Genomic DNA, 15,173 nt, shown 5'->3' on the forward strand with positions numbered 1-15,173 from the left:
CTGGCCCACACCTTCTTCCGAGATGAAGGAGACGCGCATGAAGAACATGCCGGTGTCGAGATCGTCGAACTGGCTGGAGTCGACGATGTTGCAGCCCTCACCGGCCAGATAGTTCGAGATCGCCGCAACGATCCCACGCGTCGATTGGCACGTCACTGTCAATACATAGCTCGTCATGCTGATTTTCCTCCGCCGTCCGCGGCCAAAACTCCGCCTCATGTGTCCCAGGCAATCGCATATGGGGCAGGTACGCTGCCGCACACCCCTTCTCCCCAGCAGGGAGAGGGTGCCGTCAGGCGGGTGAGGGGGTACCCGCCACGAGCACGAAAGTCCATGAATTCAAATCGGAAAGCCCCCTCATCCGGCCCTTCGGGCCACCTTCTCCCCGCTGGGGAGAAGGAGTTTCCGAGGATGATCCCGCCATATGCGATAAAGCGCGGCATTTGGGTCAATTCTCGTGTCTTTTTGCGCGCTCAGATATCGAGCGTGCTGTCGCGCTCCCACTGCGTGAAGTGCGAGCAGTAGGCGTTCCATTCCTGGTGCTTGAGCTTCAGATAGGCTTCGGAGAATTCCGAGCCGATCGCCTGCTTCAGCCCCTCGTCCTCGTCATAGGCCCGCAGCGCATCGAGCAGATTGAGCGGCAGGCGCGGCGCATTCTTCACCAGGTGACCCTCAGCATACATGTCGATATCGTGATGCGGTCCCGGATCGGCGTTGCTGCGCAGGCCATCCAGGCCGGCAGCGATAATCACCGCCTGCAGCAGGTATGGATTGACGGCACCATCGGGCAGGCGCAGCTCGAAGCGGCCGGGACCGGGCACGCGCACCATATGGGTGCGGTTGTTGCCGGTCCACGTCACGGTATTGGGAGACCAGGTGGCGCCCGAGGTCGTCCGCGGCGCATTGATGCGCTTGTAGGAATTGACCGTCGGGTTGGTGATCGCCGCCAGCGACGAGGCATGTTTCATGATGCCGCCGAGGAAATGCTTGCCTTCGGTCGACAGGCCGAATTCGGCTTCCCTGTCGGCAAAGACATTGGTCCCGCCGTCATTGCTCCATACGGAAATATGGCAATGGCAGCCGTTGCCCGTCAGGCCCTTGAAGGGCTTCGGCATGAATGTCGCCCTGAGACCGTGCTTTTCGGCGATCGACTTGACCATGAACTTAAAGAAGGAGTGCTTGTCCGCCGTCTTCAAGGCATCGTCGAATTCCCAGTTCATCTCGAACTGGCCGTTGGCATCCTCGTGGTCGTTCTGATAGGCGCCCCAGCCGAGCTCCAGCATATAGTCGCAGATCTCGGCGATGACGTCATAACGGCGCATGACGGCCTGCTGGTCGTAGCAGGGTTTTTCAGCGGTGTCGTATTCGTCCGAGATCTTCGAGCCATCGGCGGTGATCAGGAAGAATTCGGCTTCGACGCCGGTCTTCACCCGCTTGCCTTCGGCCTCGGCTTGGCTGACGAGCTTCTTCAGCACGTTGCGCGGCGCCTGGGCGACGATCTCGCCATCCATCAGCAAATCGGCGGCGACCCAGGCAACATCCTTCTTCCATGGGAGCTGGATGACGGAGGAAGCATCGGGTACGGCAAAAAGATCGGGATGGGCGGGTGTCATGTCGAGCCAGGTGGCGAAGCCGGCAAAGCCGGCGCCCTCTTCCTGCATCCCGGCAATCGCCTGGGCCGGCACCAGCTTGGCACGCTGGCCGGAAAAAAGATCCGTATAACTGATCATGAAATATTTGATGCCTTTGTCCTTTGCAAAGGCAGCAAGATCCAGTGTCATTCTCGTTCCCCTTTGGATTTCTTCGAGACACTTCGATGATGCATGCAGCGGCCGGGCCTCTTAGCCCGGCCGAAATCTTAAAAACCTCCCTTGCCCGGGTACCAATTGGTGCCCGCAAGCGGAATCTGCGCCATGGCGGCAGCTTCCATCGTCAGCGCACAGAGGTCCTCAGGTTCCAGATTGTGCAGGTGATTTTTGCCGCAAGCGCGCGCGATCGTCTGTGCCTCCAGCGTCATCACCTTGAGGTAATTGGCAAGGCGCCGGCCCGCAGCAATCGGATCGAGCCGGCTTGCCAGTTCCGGGTCCTGCGTCGTGATACCGGCCGGGTCCTTGCCCTCGTGCCAGTCGTCATAGGCGCCGGCCGTCGTGCCGAGCTTCTGGTACTCTTCTTCCCACTTGGGATCGTTGTCACCGAGCGCAACCAGCGCCGCCGTGCCGATGGCAACCGCATCAGCGCCGAGTGCGAGCGCCTTCGCCACATCAGCACCGGACCGGATACCGCCGGAGATGATGAGCTGCACCTTGCGGTGCATGCCGAGATCCTGCAGCGCCTGGACGGCGGGACGGATACAGGCGAGCGTCGGCATACCGACATTCTCGATGAAGACGTCCTGGGTCGCAGCCGTTCCCCCCTGCATGCCGTCAAGTACGACGACATCGGCACCGGCCTTCACGGCAAGCGCCGTGTCGTAATAGGGCCGCGCACCGCCGACCTTGACGTAGATCGGCTTTTCCCAATCGGTGATCTCGCGCAGCTCCATGATCTTGATTTCGAGATCGTCGGGGCCGGTCCAATCCGGATGGCGGCAGGCCGAGCGCTGGTCGATGCCCTTCGGCAGGTTGCGCATATTAGCGACGCGATCGGAAATCTTCTGGCCGAGCAGCATGCCGCCGCCGCCGGGTTTGGCGCCTTGGCCAACCACGACTTCGATTGCGTCGGCGCGGCGCAGATCTCTAGGGTTCATACCGTAACGCGACGGGAGGTACTGATAGACCAGCGTCTGCGAATGGCCGCGCTCTTCATCGGTCATGCCGCCGTCGCCTGTCGTGGTCGAGGTCCCTGCGATCGTCGCACCGCGGCCCAGTGCTTCCTTGGCGTTGCCGGAAAGCGCACCGAAACTCATGCCGGCAATGGTGATCGGGGTCTTCAGCGTGATCGGCTTCTTGGCAAAACGGCTGCCGAGGACGACGGTCGTATCGCATTTTTCGCGATAGCCTTCGAGCGGATAGCGCGAGATCGACGCGCCGAGAAAGAGCAGATCATCAAAATGCGGCACCTTGCGCTTCGTGCCGGCGCCACGGATATCGTAGATACCGGTTGCCGCCGCACGGCGGATTTCCGCGAGCGTATGATCATCGAAGGTCGCCGATTTGCGGGGTGGCGTATATGGATTGTGGTAGCTCATGAGGTCCCCTTCGTCTCAATACGCGTCGGCATTGTCGATGTTGAAATTGTAGAGTTTGCGGGCCGATCCGTAGCGCTTAAATTCCTCAGGCTTGACCCCGCGCACGCCGGCCTTCTCGAGAAGCTCGGCAAGCTTCTCCAGATGCTCCGGGCGCATTTCCTTTTCGATGCAGTCCGAACCGAGGCTTTTCACCGAACCACGAACGAAAAGCTTGGCTTCATAGAGGCTGTCGCCCAGAGCATCGCCCGCGTCACCCAGCACGACAAGATGGCCGGACTGGCCCATGAAGGCGGACATATGGCCGATATTACCGTAGACGACGATGTCGATGCCCTTCATCGAGATGCCGCAACGCGACGCCGCATTGCCCTTGATGACGAGCAGGCCCCCCTGCCCGGTCGCCCCGGCATACTGGCTGGCATCGCCTTCGATGACGACGCTGCCGGACATCATGTTCTCGGCGACGCCGGGACCGGCGGAGCCATGCACGGTGACGTTACCGCCATCGTTCATGCCGGCGCAGTAATAGCCAACGGAGCCTTTGATATCGACGGTGACGGGCGCATCAATGCCGGCGGCAACAGCATGATGGCCGCGCGGATTGACGACTTCGAAGGCTAGATCGTTGGCACCTGGGGCAAGGCCATGAAGGGCGCTATTGAGTTCGCGCAGCGGCGTGACGGATAGGTCGAAAACTGGCATGTAAGATCTCTCTCGATTGCGGCGCTTCTGATCAGGCAGCCTTTTCGTGATCCCAGAAATAGACGGTCGCCGGCTCCGGCTCCCAGATGCGGGCATCCTCGATGCCCGGGAGATTGACGAGCGCACGATATTCGGAGCCGAAGGCGACATACTGGTCGGTCTCGGCCATGACGGCCGGCTTGCAGGCGATGGGATCGCGCACGACGCCAAAGCCGGACTTGGTGCCGACGACGAAGGTGAAGAAGCCATCGAGATCGTCGACGGCGCTTTCGAGTGCCGCCCCGAGATCCTTGCCTTTGGCCATCTCGGCCGTGAGATAGGCAGCCGCGACCTCGGTATCGTTTTCCGTCTCGAAGGTCATGCCCTCGCGCTTCAGCTCGCGGCGCAGGTTGTTGTGGTTCGAGAGCGAACCGTTGTGAACCAGGCACTGGTCCGAGCCGGTGGAGAAGGGATGGGCGCCGAGCGTGGTCACGGCAGATTCCGTCGCCATGCGGGTATGGCCGATGCCGTGCGTACCGGACATGGCGGTGACGCCGAAGCGCGAGACCACATCCTTCGGCAGGCCGACTTCCTTGTAGATCTCGACGGTATCGCCGCTGCTCATCACCCGGATATTCGGGCGCAGAGCCGCCAGTGCTTCTCTACCCTCGTCAAGTTTGTCCTTGGCAAGCGTGATGACGGCATGCGTGCTCTTGACCACCACGGCCACGGGAATGTCGAGCGCTCGCCTCAGCTCATATTCCAATCCGTCGAAATCCTTTGCCGGATCGGGCGACTGAACGGTGATCTTTGCCGTGTTGCCGTTATCGCTGCCGTAGATCGCAATGCCTGCACTATCAGGTCCGCGATCGGTCATCGTGATCAGCATGGAAGACAGAAGGGCGCCGAGTTTCGGCTCCAGCGCCTTATCCTTCAAGAAGAGACCGACAATTCCGCACATGCCCAAACCCTCCGTTTTCGCATCTGCAAAAATGGCTATCAGGTCCGCTCAGCATTTTCAACTCAAAAGAATAAATTTTTCTTTTGAAGCAAGTTATTCACTCTTGCCCCGTTGCGGATAGCTGATGATCGAAAGGTATTTGGCTGGCAGTTTCACCAAGACTTCAGGGCCGTGCGGCGCATCGGCATCGAAGAAGAGACTGTCGCCCGGCTGCATGGGGTAAAGCTGATCGCTGTGGCGGTACATGACTTCGCCCTCGAGCATATAGAGGAACTCCATGCCCTCATGCTGGAAGGTGGGGAAGACGTCGGAATCGGCCGTCAGCGTGATGAGGTAGGGCTCGACGATGACCCCGCTCGAATTGTTGTCGATATGACCGAGTAGATTATATTGATGGCCGGCGCGCGTGCCACGCCGCTCGAGTTCGACGCCCTGGCCGGCCTTGACGAAAACGGCGTTGCGCGGTTCCTCGTAGCGACGGAAGAAGGCAGTCAGCGGCACGCCGAGCGCGCGCGACAGCGATTGCAATGTCGTCAGCGATGGCGAGATATTGCCGTTTTCGATCTTCGACAGCATGCCCAGCGAGATGCCCGTTGCGGCGGCGAGATCCGTCACGGTGATGCCTAGCTTCTTGCGATAGGCACGAACCTCGTGGCCGATCGCCATTTCGAGGTTGTTTTCCTTCGGCTCGCGAACCGCGTGCGGGTCTTGCGAAAAAGCCGACCGTCCAGCGTGGGATTGATCGTCCGCCGATACAGTGTCTGCCTTGGTTTTCATTCCGTATCCTTTTTGCCGACAGGGCTTGCCGGGAAGAACTCTATCTTCCCAGTGAAATTTTCTCAACTGCGGCGAAAGTCATCCCTGGCGAGCCTCGCTGGGCGCCGTGCCATAAAGAGAGCGATAGGCCCTGGAGAAATGCGCGCCGCTGGAAAAGCCGGTGGCGACGGCGATTTCGGAAATCGAAAGCGGGCTCTGCTCCAGCAGACGTCGGGCATGCTGCAGCCTTATCCGTCGGTACTGCTCCAGGAACGTCGAGCCGAGATGACTGGCAAACAGCCGGTCGAGATGACGCGGCGTGACGCCGGCAATGCGCGCCATGGCGGCACGATCGAGCGGCATCTCGATCGTTTCCTCCATTTTTTCGAGCACGCCCAGCAAACCCGGATGGTGAACGCCGTAACGCTCGGCGAGCGAACCGCGTTGCGGCGCAGTCGGCTCGCTCACCTCCGTATGCAGGTACCAGTCGCTGACGCGGCGAGCAAAATCGGCGCCCATGCGCTCTGATATCAGCACATGCATCATGTCCAGCGGCGCAATACCGCCGCCGCAGGTGATACGACTGCCGTCGATGACGAAGCGTGCCTGACGTGGCGCAAGTGCCGGAAAGGCTTCCAGCAGAGCCGGAGCATGTTCCCAATGAATGGTGAAATCGCGCTCGGCCAGAAGACCGGCGGCGGCCAATAGATAAGGACCGCCCGAGATGCCGCCGATGCGCACGCCCTCGCGTGCGAGCTGGCGCAGGCAGGCAAGAACCGCTGGATAGTGCCAGTCTCGCGGCGAGCCGCCGGCGCAGACGAAAACCGTGCCGAGACCTGAGCCTCGACCGGGAAGAGGCCCGGTCGGCACCGGCACGCCGCCCGACGAGACCGCCGGGGTTCCGTCCGGCGAGAAGATCGACAATCGATAGATTTCGCGCCCAGCCAAGAGATTGGCCGCCCGCAGCGGCTCGCTTGCCGAGGCAAAGGACATCAAGGCGAATCCCGGGATCAGGATGAAACCAATATTCTGGCTATTTTTGCTATCGATCGCCGTCATGTCCCTTTTCTATCGAAATAGGTCCTAATTTGGCAAGTCGGCATTTTGCACTCTGTCATCATGAGCGCAGTTCAAAGCGGACCTGACCATGCGCTACTCGGCTTTCTCTGTTTTTCTCAACGGCCTTCGCGGCAATGCCGGCTGGGCGCCTGCCTGGCGCCAGCCGCAACCGAAGCAACATTATGATGTCATCATCGTCGGTGGCGGCGGCCATGGGCTGGCGACCGCTTATTATCTCGCCAAGACCTTCGGCATCACCAATGTCGCCGTTCTGGAAAAGGGCTATCTCGGCTCAGGCAATATCGGCCGCAATACGACGATCATCCGCTCGAACTACCTGCTTCCCGGCAATAATCCCTTCTACGAGCTATCGATGAAGCTTTGGGAAGGGCTGGAGCAGGATTTCAACTTCAACGCCATGGTCTCGCAGCGCGGCGTGCTTAATCTCTTTCATTCGGATGCGCAGCGCGATGCCTATACGCGACGCGGCAATGCCATGCGCCTGCATGGAGTCGATGCCGAATTGCTCGACCGCGAAGCCGTTCGCAAAAAGCTGCCCTTCTTGGATTTCGAAAACGCACGATTCCCGATCATGGGCGGCCTGTTGCAGCAGCGCGGCGGCACGGTGCGCCACGACGCGGTCGCCTGGGGCTATGCCCGCGGAGCCGATAGCCGTGGTGTCGACATCATCACCGGCTGTGAAGTCACAGGCATCCGCACCGACCAGGGTCGCGTGACAGGTGTCGAGACGACGAAGGGGTTTCTCGGTTGCGGCAAGCTGGCACTGGCGGCGGCCGGCAATTCCACCGTCGTCGCCAACATGGCGGGGCTGCGTTTGCCGATCGAAAGTCATGTGCTTCAGGCCTTCGTCTCGGAAGGCCTGAAGCCGTTCATCGACTGCGTCGTCACCTTCGGCGCCGGACATTTCTATGTCTCGCAATCCGACAAGGGCGGCCTCGTCTTCGGCGGCGATATCGACGGCTACAATTCCTATGCCCAGCGCGGCAATCTCGCGACTGTCGAACACGTCGCCGAAGCCGGCGTTGCGATGATCCCGGCACTGACCCGCGTGCGCTACCTGCGCACATGGGGTGGCGTCATGGATATGAGCATGGACGGCTCCCCGATCATCGACCGGACCCACATCGACAATCTCTATCTGAACGCCGGCTGGTGTTACGGCGGCTTCAAGGCCACGCCGGCCTCGGGCTACTGCTACGCCCATCTGATCGCCCGCAACGAGCCGCATGAAACGGCGACACAGCTGCGCCTCGACCGATTCCGGCGTGGCTTTCAGATCGATGAAAAGGGCGTCGGCGCCCAGCCGAACCTGCATTGAGGACATGACGACATGGCAAGCCTGATTTCCTGCCCTCACTGCGGCACACGTCCCAAGGAAGAATTCACCATCAAGGGGGATGCAAGTATCAGCCGCCCTGCCCCAAATGCCGACGCTGAAGATTGGTACGACTACGTCTATCTGCGCGACAACCCCAGGGGGCGGCACAAGGAATTTTGGCACCATTCTTCCGGCTGCCGCCGCTGGCTGATCGTCGAGCGCGACACGGTCACTCACAAGGTTCACGGCGTCAGCGACGCGGCACTTGCCAAGCTCGGAGGTGAGGCATGAGCAGCTATCGCCTCTCCTCCGGCGGCCGGATCGACCGCTCCAAAACCGTTGCCTTCAGTTTCGATGGCCGAGATTTGACCGGCCATCCGGGCGACACGCTTGCCTCCGCGCTTCTTGCCAACGGCATCCAGCTTGTCGGCCGCAGCTTCAAATATCACCGGCCGCGCGGCATCCTGACAGCGGGTGCCGCCGAACCCAATGCGCTCGTCACAACAGGCACAAGCGGGCGAACGGAAGCCAACAGCCGTGCCACGATGATCGAGCTTCATGACGGGCTGATCGCCCGCAGCCAGAACCGCTGGCCGTCGCTCAATTTCGATGTCGGCGCCGTCAACGGCCTGCTCTCACCCTTCCTGAGCGCCGGCTTCTACTACAAGACCTTCATGTGGCCTGCCGCCTTCTGGGAAAAAGTCTACGAGCCGCTGATCCGCAAGGCAGCCGGCCTTGGCAAGGCATCCTATGAGGCCGATCCTGATTCCTACGAAAAGTGCTGGGCACATTGCGATCTGCTCGTGATCGGCGCTGGGCCCACGGGCCTTGCCGCGGCGCTGACAGCGGGACGTGCCGGAGCGCGCGTCATTCTCGCGGACGAAGGCTTTGATCTCGGCGGCAGCTTGCTCTCGGAGAGCAGCTCGCCCCTCAACGACATGTTGGACGAACTCGACAGCCTGCCGAACGTGCAATGCCTGTCGCGCACGACGGTTATCGGCTGGTACGACGACAATGTCTTCGGCGCGGTCGAACGCGTCCAGAAGCATGTGGCAACACCCGACCCCCGCCAGCCTGTCGAACGCCTCTGGCGCATCATCGCCAAGCAGGCGATCCTTGCGACAGGCGCCGAAGAGCGACCGCTTGTCTTTGGCGGCAACGATATTCCAGGCGTGATGATGGCTGGCGCCATGCGCAGCTATCTGAACCGCCAGGCTGTCGCTCCCGGCAAGCGCACGGTCGTCTTCACGACCAACAGTTCCGGCTACCGGACCGCCGCCGACCTCGAGGCCGCAGGTGTAGACGTGGCCGCCATCGTCGACACGCGTGCCGCTGGCGAATACTGGGGCGGCAAGGCGCGGGTGTTGACCGGCGCATGCGTCCTCGATGCGCTTGGCTCCAAGCAGGTCCGCCGGGTCAAGATTGCGAGCGGGTCGGGCATGCATGAGATCGATGCGGATGCTTTGACCATGTCCGGCGGCTGGAGCCCGATCATCCATCTAGCATGCCATCGGGGTGCAAAGCCGACCTGGTCGGAAAAGCATGCAGCCTTCCTGGCTCCTGAAAAGCAGGAAGGGTTGATGATTGCCGGGTCCGCAGCAGGGCTTACTTCTACGGATAGCTGCCTTGGCGACGGAGCGATCAAGGCTGCCGAGGCATTGGAAGCAATTGGTTTTGGCAAGGTTGACCCCGCCTTTGCTTCAGCAGAAGAGACATCGGCTGCCGCCGCGCCGCTATGGTATGTCAAAGGCGGCAAGGGCAAGGCCTTCGTCGACTATCAGAACGACGTCCACCTCAAGGACCTCGACCTTGCCGTGCGCGAAGGTTATGGCGATGTCGAGCTTGCCAAGCGCTATACGACAAACGGCATGGCGACCGACCAGGGCAAGCTTTCCAACATCAATGCCATCGGCATTCTGGCCGAGGCCCGTGGTGTTTCCCCGGCCGAGGTCGGCACCACGACATTTCGACCGTTCTATACCCCTGTTTCCTTCGGTGCCTTGACAGGTACTTCGCGGGCTAAGCATTTTCAGCCGGCGCGAAAATCCCCCTTGCACGAATGGGCAAAGAAGAACGGCGCAGTCTTCGTCGAGACCGGCCTCTGGTACCGCTCCTCCTGGTTCCCGCGCGAAGGCGAGAAGATCTGGCGCGAAAGTGTCGATCGCGAAGTGCTGAATATCCGGAAAAATGCCGGCATCTGCGATGTCTCGACCCTCGGCAAGATCGAGATCCTCGGCAAGGATGCCGCGACCTTCCTCGACCGCATCTATTGCAACGGGTTCGCCAAGCTTTCGGTCGGCAAGGCGCGGTATGGCATCATGCTGCGTGAGGACGGCATGATCTATGACGACGGCACCACCAGCCGCTTGAGCGAAGACCATTTCTTCATGACCACGACGACGGCGCTTGCCGCCGGCGTGCTCACCCATCTGGAATTCTGCGCCCAGACGCTCTGGCCCGAGCTGGAGGTCTATTTTGCGTCGTCAACCGATCAATGGGCTCAGATGGCGGTCGCCGGACCGAAATCGCGGACGATCCTCTCCGAGATCGTCGACGAAGATATTTCCGACGCCGCCTTCCCGTTCATGAGCGCGCGCGCGGTCTCATTGTTCAGCGGCAAGCTTGAAGGCCGCCTCTTCCGGATATCCTTTTCGGGCGAGCTCGCTTACGAGCTCGGCGTGCCGGCGGCCTATGGAGAGTTCGTCGCCGACGCCATCATGGAGGCGGGTCAAAAACATGAAATCTGTGCCTATGGCGCCGAGGCGCTTGGCGTCATGCGTATTGAGAAGGGCCATGTCACCCATGCCGAGATCAACGGCACGGTAACACCAGGCGATCTTGGCTTTGCCCGCATGGTTTCGGCAACGAAGCCAGATTTCATCGGCAAGGCGATGCTTCAACGCGAAGGCCTGCAGGCCGCTGATCGGCCTCGCCTCGTCGGTGTCAAACCGGTAGACCCGGCAACAAGCTTCCGCACCGGCGCCCATATCCTTGCGGAAGGTGCGGCGGCGACGCTCGAAAACGATCAGGGCTATGTGACATCGAGCGCCTTTTCCCCCAGCCTCGGCCATACGATCGGGCTCGCTCTTATCAAGAACGGACCGGCGCGCGTCGGCGAAAAGGTCGTCGTCTGGAACGGGCTTAGAAACGAATACACGGATGCAGTGATCTGCAGCCCGGTCTTCATCGACCCCCAGAATGAGAAACTCCATGCCTGATTTGCCGATATCAAAGCCGGTCCTTGCCGGAAAGGCCGTTCTGCAAGGCGGGGCCATCCGGCTTGCAGCCCTGCCCGAGGGCCATCTCCTGCATGTGATGGGCGCAACCACCAGCGAAGAGCTTGCGGCCCATCTTCCCGAGGCCGGCCTCGAGCAAAGTTCCGTACGCCCGGCGGGATACCGGCAATGGTTCATTGCCGGCAATGAGCCGCTCGCCGAATCCGAAAGGCAGGCTCTTGCCGATGCCCTGGCCGGCCGTGCCTTCATCTGCGACCAGAGCCACGGCCGTATCCGCATCCTCATTTCCGGCCCGAACGCCCCCCAGGTGCTCAACAAAGGTACGGCCGTCGATCTGCATCCATCGAGCTTCCCGGAGGGGTGCAGTGCCGTGACGCTTTTCGGTCATATCTCGGTGCAGCTCACGCGCACCAACATGAACGATTTCGAGCTGACTGTGCTGCGCAGCTTTGCGGAATCGCTTTATGAGGAGCTCGAGGCTCTGGTTCGATCTCAGGGTGCCGAGCAGCTCGCGGTCTGAACCACATCCAAACAGTTCTGGCGCGGATATAGTCAGGCAAGCCGTCTGGCTGGCAATCGCCATGCGCGCAACGCGCGAGGTACGCCTCAAACACAACGTTAGTAAGAAAAACTTATAATTAGGCCCCTGTTAACCATCTTGAGCTTAGAGATTGTTGATCCAGAGGCACGTCCGCCTTCCCAGTTTTTGCGAATAATCGTTCATGTCGATCATCCACGCCCTCGGCGCAAATAGCGGTCGCCTCATCAGAATCACCTTTGGTCCCGGCGGACGCGAGCGCCCGCCGGTACGCGCAACGGGCCAAGCAAAACTCGCCAAAGCTCGCATCATGATGCTCGCGGGTGGGTTGCTCGTCTGTTATGTGGCGATCTTTGCCAGGCTTACCTATTTCGATATGGAGCCGAGGACCGACACCTCGGCGATTCCGCCGGATCATGTCAGCGCCGCGCGCCCGGATATCGTCGACAGAAACGGCGAACTGCTTGCAACGGACATCCGCACCGTTTCGATGTTTGCCGAGCCCAACCGCGTGATCGATCCGGACGAGGCGGTGGAAAAAATCGCCTCGATCTTTCCCGATATCGACCGCAAATCCCTTTATAAGAAGCTTGCCGACCGCCGCTCGCATTTTGCCTGGCTGCGCCGGCAGCTGACACCGAAGGAACAGAGCGAAATCCTGGCGCTCGGCATTCCGGCGATCGGCTTTCGGCCCGAGGTCAAGCGCTTCTATCCGGGCGGGCGAACCGCCGCCCATATTCTTGGCTATGTCGATATCGACAATCATGGCGTTGCCGGCATGGAGAAATATCTCGACATGCAAGGCCTGTCGGATCTCGCGTCCACGGGCCTGACGAGCCGCGATCAATTGGAACCGGTGCGGCTTTCGATCGACCTGCGCGTCCAGAACATCGTCCATGACGTGGTGTCGGATGCGATCGGCCGATACCAGAGTCAGGCGGCCGGCGCCGTCATTCTCGACATTCACACCGGTGAAGTCCTGGCCATGGCCTCGGCCCCCGATTTCGATCCGAACGATCCGCAGGCTGATGTCAAAGGCTGGCTGAACCGCATGTCGAACGGCACCGACGAGATGGGCTCAGTGTTCAAGACCTTCTCGATCGCAATGGCCATCGACACGGGCATGGTCAAGCTGACGGATACCTTCGACGCCAGCTCTCCCCTGCATTATGGCGGCTTCACCATCCATGACGACCGCGACGTGCCGCGGCGCGTCCTGTCGATCCCTGAAATCTTCCGCTATTCGTCCAACATCGGCACGGCCAAGATGATGGACAAGGTGGGCATGACCATCCAGAAGAGCTATCTAACCCGCTTCGGGCTGTTGACGAAGATGCAGACCGAACTGCCCGAGGTGAAGGCGCCCAGCCAGCCAAAGGTTTGGAAGAAGCTCAACTCCATAACCATCGCCTTCGGCCATGGCGTCGCCACCACACCGATGCAGACCGCCGTTGCCGGCGCAGCCCTCATTGACGGCGGCAAGCTGATCGAACCCTCCTTTCTTCCGCGCACGCAGGAAGAGGCGGAAAAGACCGAGACGATGATCGTCAAGAAGAGCACCAGCGACACGATCCGCTATCTCTTCCGGCTGAACGGCGAACAGGGCACAGGCCGAGCCGCCGACGTCCCCGGCTATCATGTCGGCGGGAAGACGGGCACCGCAAACAAGGTCATTCACGGCGTTTACTCGCACAAGCTCAGCTTCAATTCGTTCCTGGCCGCATTCCCTATGGATAACCCGAAATACGTGGTGCTGGCCTTCATCGATCAGCCGCTGACGGGCGTGCACAACCTGAACCTCGCTGCAGAAACAGCAGCACCCATGGTCCATGATATCATCAGCCACGCCGCGCCGCTGCTCGGCGTCGAGCCCGATTTCGGGTCGAACTTGCTCGCCGCCTATTGAAGATTGGAGCAGTTCCAGAAAGAGAGCGCAGCGATTTTCCGTCCCGAATTGCTTGAAAACAAAGAGCTGGAGCGGTTTGGAGAATCCGTCAAACGCCGCTATAGCCACAGCCGCGCAAGAAAAAAGTGGCAGCCTCGCGTGCATGATCTTCCATCTGCGACTTCACGGGCGTCAGATCGGCATGAAACAGCGAGGATATCATCATCGGCAGCAACACCAGATCGATGAAGTATCGAGTGGTGGCTTCAAGGTTAGCCGGCGCGAAGGCAGGCAATGGCTTGAGTTCTTCGGCCTCCGCCAATTCTGCCACGAGTTTCATTGCGGTAGCCGTTCCATGTGCCCGCATGGCATAGTGGATCGTCGTTGCTAGATCCGGATGGCGGGTCGCTTCACCGATCACGCTGCGTATGAGCCCGATGGTCTCCGACCTTATGGCGCGCTGGACGATCAAGACACCTGCGGATTGGAAGCGTTCAAGGATGCTGCCCGACGTGGCTGAGGCCACCATTTCACCGGATTTTTGCGCCCAGCGGATGACGACTTCTCTGAACAAGGTCTCCTTGTTGATGAAGCGCGCATAGATGCTCGGCTTGCCGGCTCTCGCCACCTCGGCAATCTCGTCAATACTGGCGCCCTCATAACCTCGGGCGATGAAGACCTGGAGGGCGGCCTGCAGAATTCTGTCCTCGACCTCTCCGGCCCTCTCCCGCGGCGGACGGCCACGTCGCGTTGCATTTGTCTTTGCCGGCGTAATCTGGGGTTTTGCCATTTCTCGCGGCATGACGGACCTCACTGCTTTTTGATCGGCTTGGACGCGGTTTAGCACCCTCTGCAGCTCTTGACTAACATCCCGATCAGTTCTACGTCAATATTTAAATTGAACGTTTCGTTTCAATTTATACCCTTGTGATAGAAGAGGTAGAAGATGAGCACGCCTCAGGATGAGACTCTCGGAAAATTGATCGTGCTGGAGCCGAAGGCGCCTGGCGGCGGCAAGGTAAATCATGAGCAAGGCGGCCTCTCGGCCCCACAGGAAAGGGCAGAAGCGCCGCAACCCGGCGACAAAACCCGAATTCCCGACGAAACCGAGACGCCGGATGATCCCGGCCAGAAGGACGCGACTGGCAGCCCCTCCCGACGCCTGCGTATGCTCCTGATCGGCGGAGGTGCGCTCGCTGCCGCAGCCGTGGTGACCTTTATCTATTGGGACAACGCCTCTCATTATGAGAGCACCGACGATGCCTTCATCGCTGCGCGGCAATATGCCATCACTTCGCGGGTAGCCGGTTATATTTCTTCCGTCCCTGTCACCGACAACCAGCACGTCACGAGCGGCGAAGTGATCGCCCGGATCGATGATCGTGACTATCAAACAGCTCTGGAGCAGGCACAGGCTCAGGTCGCTGCCGCAAATGTGATTAGGCATGGAATAAGGACCCCGCAAATGGGGTGATCGGCGTCCAAACGGGACCCCCATCTGCGATGGGGTTAGAACAGCCTCCGGTTTCAT

General features: G+C 60.4%; 14 protein-coding genes. 6 read left to right on the forward strand and 8 right to left on the reverse strand.

The window, feature by feature from the left end; all coding sequences use genetic code 11:
• The 7 genes from PH562_RS30305 to PH562_RS30335 form a co-directional block, all read right to left on the reverse strand.
• Positions 1-177: ACT domain-containing protein (locus PH562_RS30305; protein ID WP_285177593.1), on the reverse strand; the 177-nt coding region annotated here is incomplete at its 3' end.
• Positions 178-473: 296 nt separating this feature from the next.
• Entirely contained in the window at positions 474-1,781 is a 1,308-nt protein-coding gene (glnT, locus tag PH562_RS30310; protein WP_285177582.1) for a type III glutamate--ammonia ligase, read from the reverse strand.
• Positions 1,782-1,858: 77 nt separating this feature from the next.
• The gene (locus PH562_RS30315) at positions 1,859-3,187 is read right to left on the reverse strand and encodes an FMN-binding glutamate synthase family protein (protein WP_113232288.1); all 1,329 of its coding nucleotides are present in this window, start codon (positions 3,185-3,187) and stop codon (positions 1,859-1,861) included.
• 15 nt (positions 3,188-3,202) lie between these two features.
• Positions 3,203-3,889 (reverse strand): GXGXG domain-containing protein, encoded by a 687-nt coding sequence (locus PH562_RS30320; RefSeq protein WP_285177583.1) that lies wholly within the window; start codon positions 3,887-3,889, stop codon positions 3,203-3,205.
• A gap of 31 nt (positions 3,890-3,920) precedes the next feature.
• Positions 3,921-4,829 (reverse strand): class II glutamine amidotransferase, encoded by a 909-nt coding sequence (locus tag PH562_RS30325; RefSeq protein ID WP_285177585.1) that lies wholly within the window; start codon positions 4,827-4,829, stop codon positions 3,921-3,923.
• A gap of 93 nt (positions 4,830-4,922) precedes the next feature.
• Positions 4,923-5,606: a helix-turn-helix domain-containing protein gene (locus tag PH562_RS30330; protein ID WP_113232285.1), complete on the reverse strand. Its 684-nt coding sequence runs from the start codon at positions 5,604-5,606 to the stop codon at positions 4,923-4,925.
• A 78-nt stretch (positions 5,607-5,684) separates the two neighbouring features.
• A complete protein-coding gene (locus PH562_RS30335) occupies positions 5,685-6,644 on the reverse strand; it encodes a GlxA family transcriptional regulator (protein WP_285177586.1) in 960 nt (319 codons plus the stop codon).
• An 88-nt stretch (positions 6,645-6,732) separates the two neighbouring features.
• Between PH562_RS30335 and PH562_RS30340 the strand changes: the two genes are divergently transcribed.
• The 5 genes from PH562_RS30340 (at position 6,733) to PH562_RS30360 (ending at position 13,663) form a co-directional block, all read left to right on the forward strand.
• Entirely contained in the window at positions 6,733-7,983 is a 1,251-nt protein-coding gene (locus PH562_RS30340; RefSeq protein ID WP_285177588.1) for a sarcosine oxidase subunit beta family protein, read from the forward strand.
• A gap of 12 nt (positions 7,984-7,995) precedes the next feature.
• Entirely contained in the window at positions 7,996-8,274 is a 279-nt protein-coding gene (locus PH562_RS30345) for a sarcosine oxidase subunit delta (RefSeq protein ID WP_285177589.1), read from the forward strand.
• Entirely contained in the window at positions 8,271-11,201 is a 2,931-nt protein-coding gene (locus PH562_RS30350) for a sarcosine oxidase subunit alpha family protein (RefSeq protein ID WP_285177590.1), read from the forward strand. The genes PH562_RS30345 and PH562_RS30350 overlap by 4 nt, the downstream gene beginning before the upstream one ends.
• Positions 11,194-11,739, forward strand: coding sequence for a sarcosine oxidase subunit gamma family protein (locus PH562_RS30355; RefSeq protein WP_285177591.1), 546 nt, complete (start codon positions 11,194-11,196; stop codon positions 11,737-11,739). The genes PH562_RS30350 and PH562_RS30355 overlap by 8 nt, the downstream gene beginning before the upstream one ends.
• Before the next feature lie 202 nt (positions 11,740-11,941).
• Positions 11,942-13,663 carry a peptidoglycan D,D-transpeptidase FtsI family protein gene (locus tag PH562_RS30360; protein WP_285177592.1) on the forward strand — a complete coding sequence of 574 codons (1,722 nt, stop codon included), beginning with the start codon at positions 11,942-11,944 and terminating at the stop codon, positions 13,661-13,663.
• Between the two features lie 88 nt (positions 13,664-13,751).
• Here the strand turns inward: PH562_RS30360 and PH562_RS30365 are convergent, their stop codons facing one another.
• Positions 13,752-14,432: a TetR/AcrR family transcriptional regulator gene (locus PH562_RS30365; protein WP_158225485.1), complete on the reverse strand. Its 681-nt coding sequence runs from the start codon at positions 14,430-14,432 to the stop codon at positions 13,752-13,754.
• Positions 14,433-14,588: 156 nt separating this feature from the next.
• On the opposite strand from PH562_RS30365, the gene PH562_RS30795 reads away from it, so the two are divergent.
• Positions 14,589-15,116, forward strand: coding sequence for a biotin/lipoyl-binding protein (locus tag PH562_RS30795; RefSeq protein ID WP_350223793.1), 528 nt, complete (start codon positions 14,589-14,591; stop codon positions 15,114-15,116).
• Positions 15,117-15,173 lie beyond the last annotated feature (57 nt).

Origin of the sequence: Rhizobium centroccidentale, from assembly GCF_030182565.1 — a bacterium.
In the GTDB taxonomy this organism is placed as follows: Bacteria; Pseudomonadota; Alphaproteobacteria; order Rhizobiales; family Rhizobiaceae; genus Rhizobium.

Excerpts from the sequence above, each read along its gene's own strand:
- glnT (WP_285177582.1), bottom strand. The coding sequence starts at position 1,781 with ATGACACTGGATCTTGCTGCCTTTGCAAAGGACAAAGGCATCAAATAT.
- PH562_RS30315 (WP_113232288.1), bottom strand. The coding sequence starts at position 3,187 with ATGAGCTACCACAATCCATATACGCCACCCCGCAAATCGGCGACCTTC.
- PH562_RS30320 (WP_285177583.1), bottom strand. The coding sequence starts at position 3,889 with ATGCCAGTTTTCGACCTATCCGTCACGCCGCTGCGCGAACTCAATAGC.
- PH562_RS30325 (WP_285177585.1), bottom strand. The coding sequence starts at position 4,829 with ATGTGCGGAATTGTCGGTCTCTTCTTGAAGGATAAGGCGCTGGAGCCG.
- PH562_RS30330 (WP_113232285.1), bottom strand. The coding sequence starts at position 5,606 with ATGAAAACCAAGGCAGACACTGTATCGGCGGACGATCAATCCCACGCT.
- PH562_RS30335 (WP_285177586.1), bottom strand. The coding sequence starts at position 6,644 with ATGACGGCGATCGATAGCAAAAATAGCCAGAATATTGGTTTCATCCTG.
- PH562_RS30340 (WP_285177588.1), top strand. The coding sequence starts at position 6,733 with ATGCGCTACTCGGCTTTCTCTGTTTTTCTCAACGGCCTTCGCGGCAAT.
- PH562_RS30345 (WP_285177589.1), top strand. The coding sequence starts at position 7,996 with ATGGCAAGCCTGATTTCCTGCCCTCACTGCGGCACACGTCCCAAGGAA.
- PH562_RS30350 (WP_285177590.1), top strand. The coding sequence starts at position 8,271 with ATGAGCAGCTATCGCCTCTCCTCCGGCGGCCGGATCGACCGCTCCAAA.
- PH562_RS30355 (WP_285177591.1), top strand. The coding sequence starts at position 11,194 with ATGCCTGATTTGCCGATATCAAAGCCGGTCCTTGCCGGAAAGGCCGTT.
- PH562_RS30360 (WP_285177592.1), top strand. The coding sequence starts at position 11,942 with ATGTCGATCATCCACGCCCTCGGCGCAAATAGCGGTCGCCTCATCAGA.
- PH562_RS30365 (WP_158225485.1), bottom strand. The coding sequence starts at position 14,432 with ATGGCAAAACCCCAGATTACGCCGGCAAAGACAAATGCAACGCGACGT.
- PH562_RS30795 (WP_350223793.1), top strand. The coding sequence starts at position 14,589 with ATGAGCACGCCTCAGGATGAGACTCTCGGAAAATTGATCGTGCTGGAG.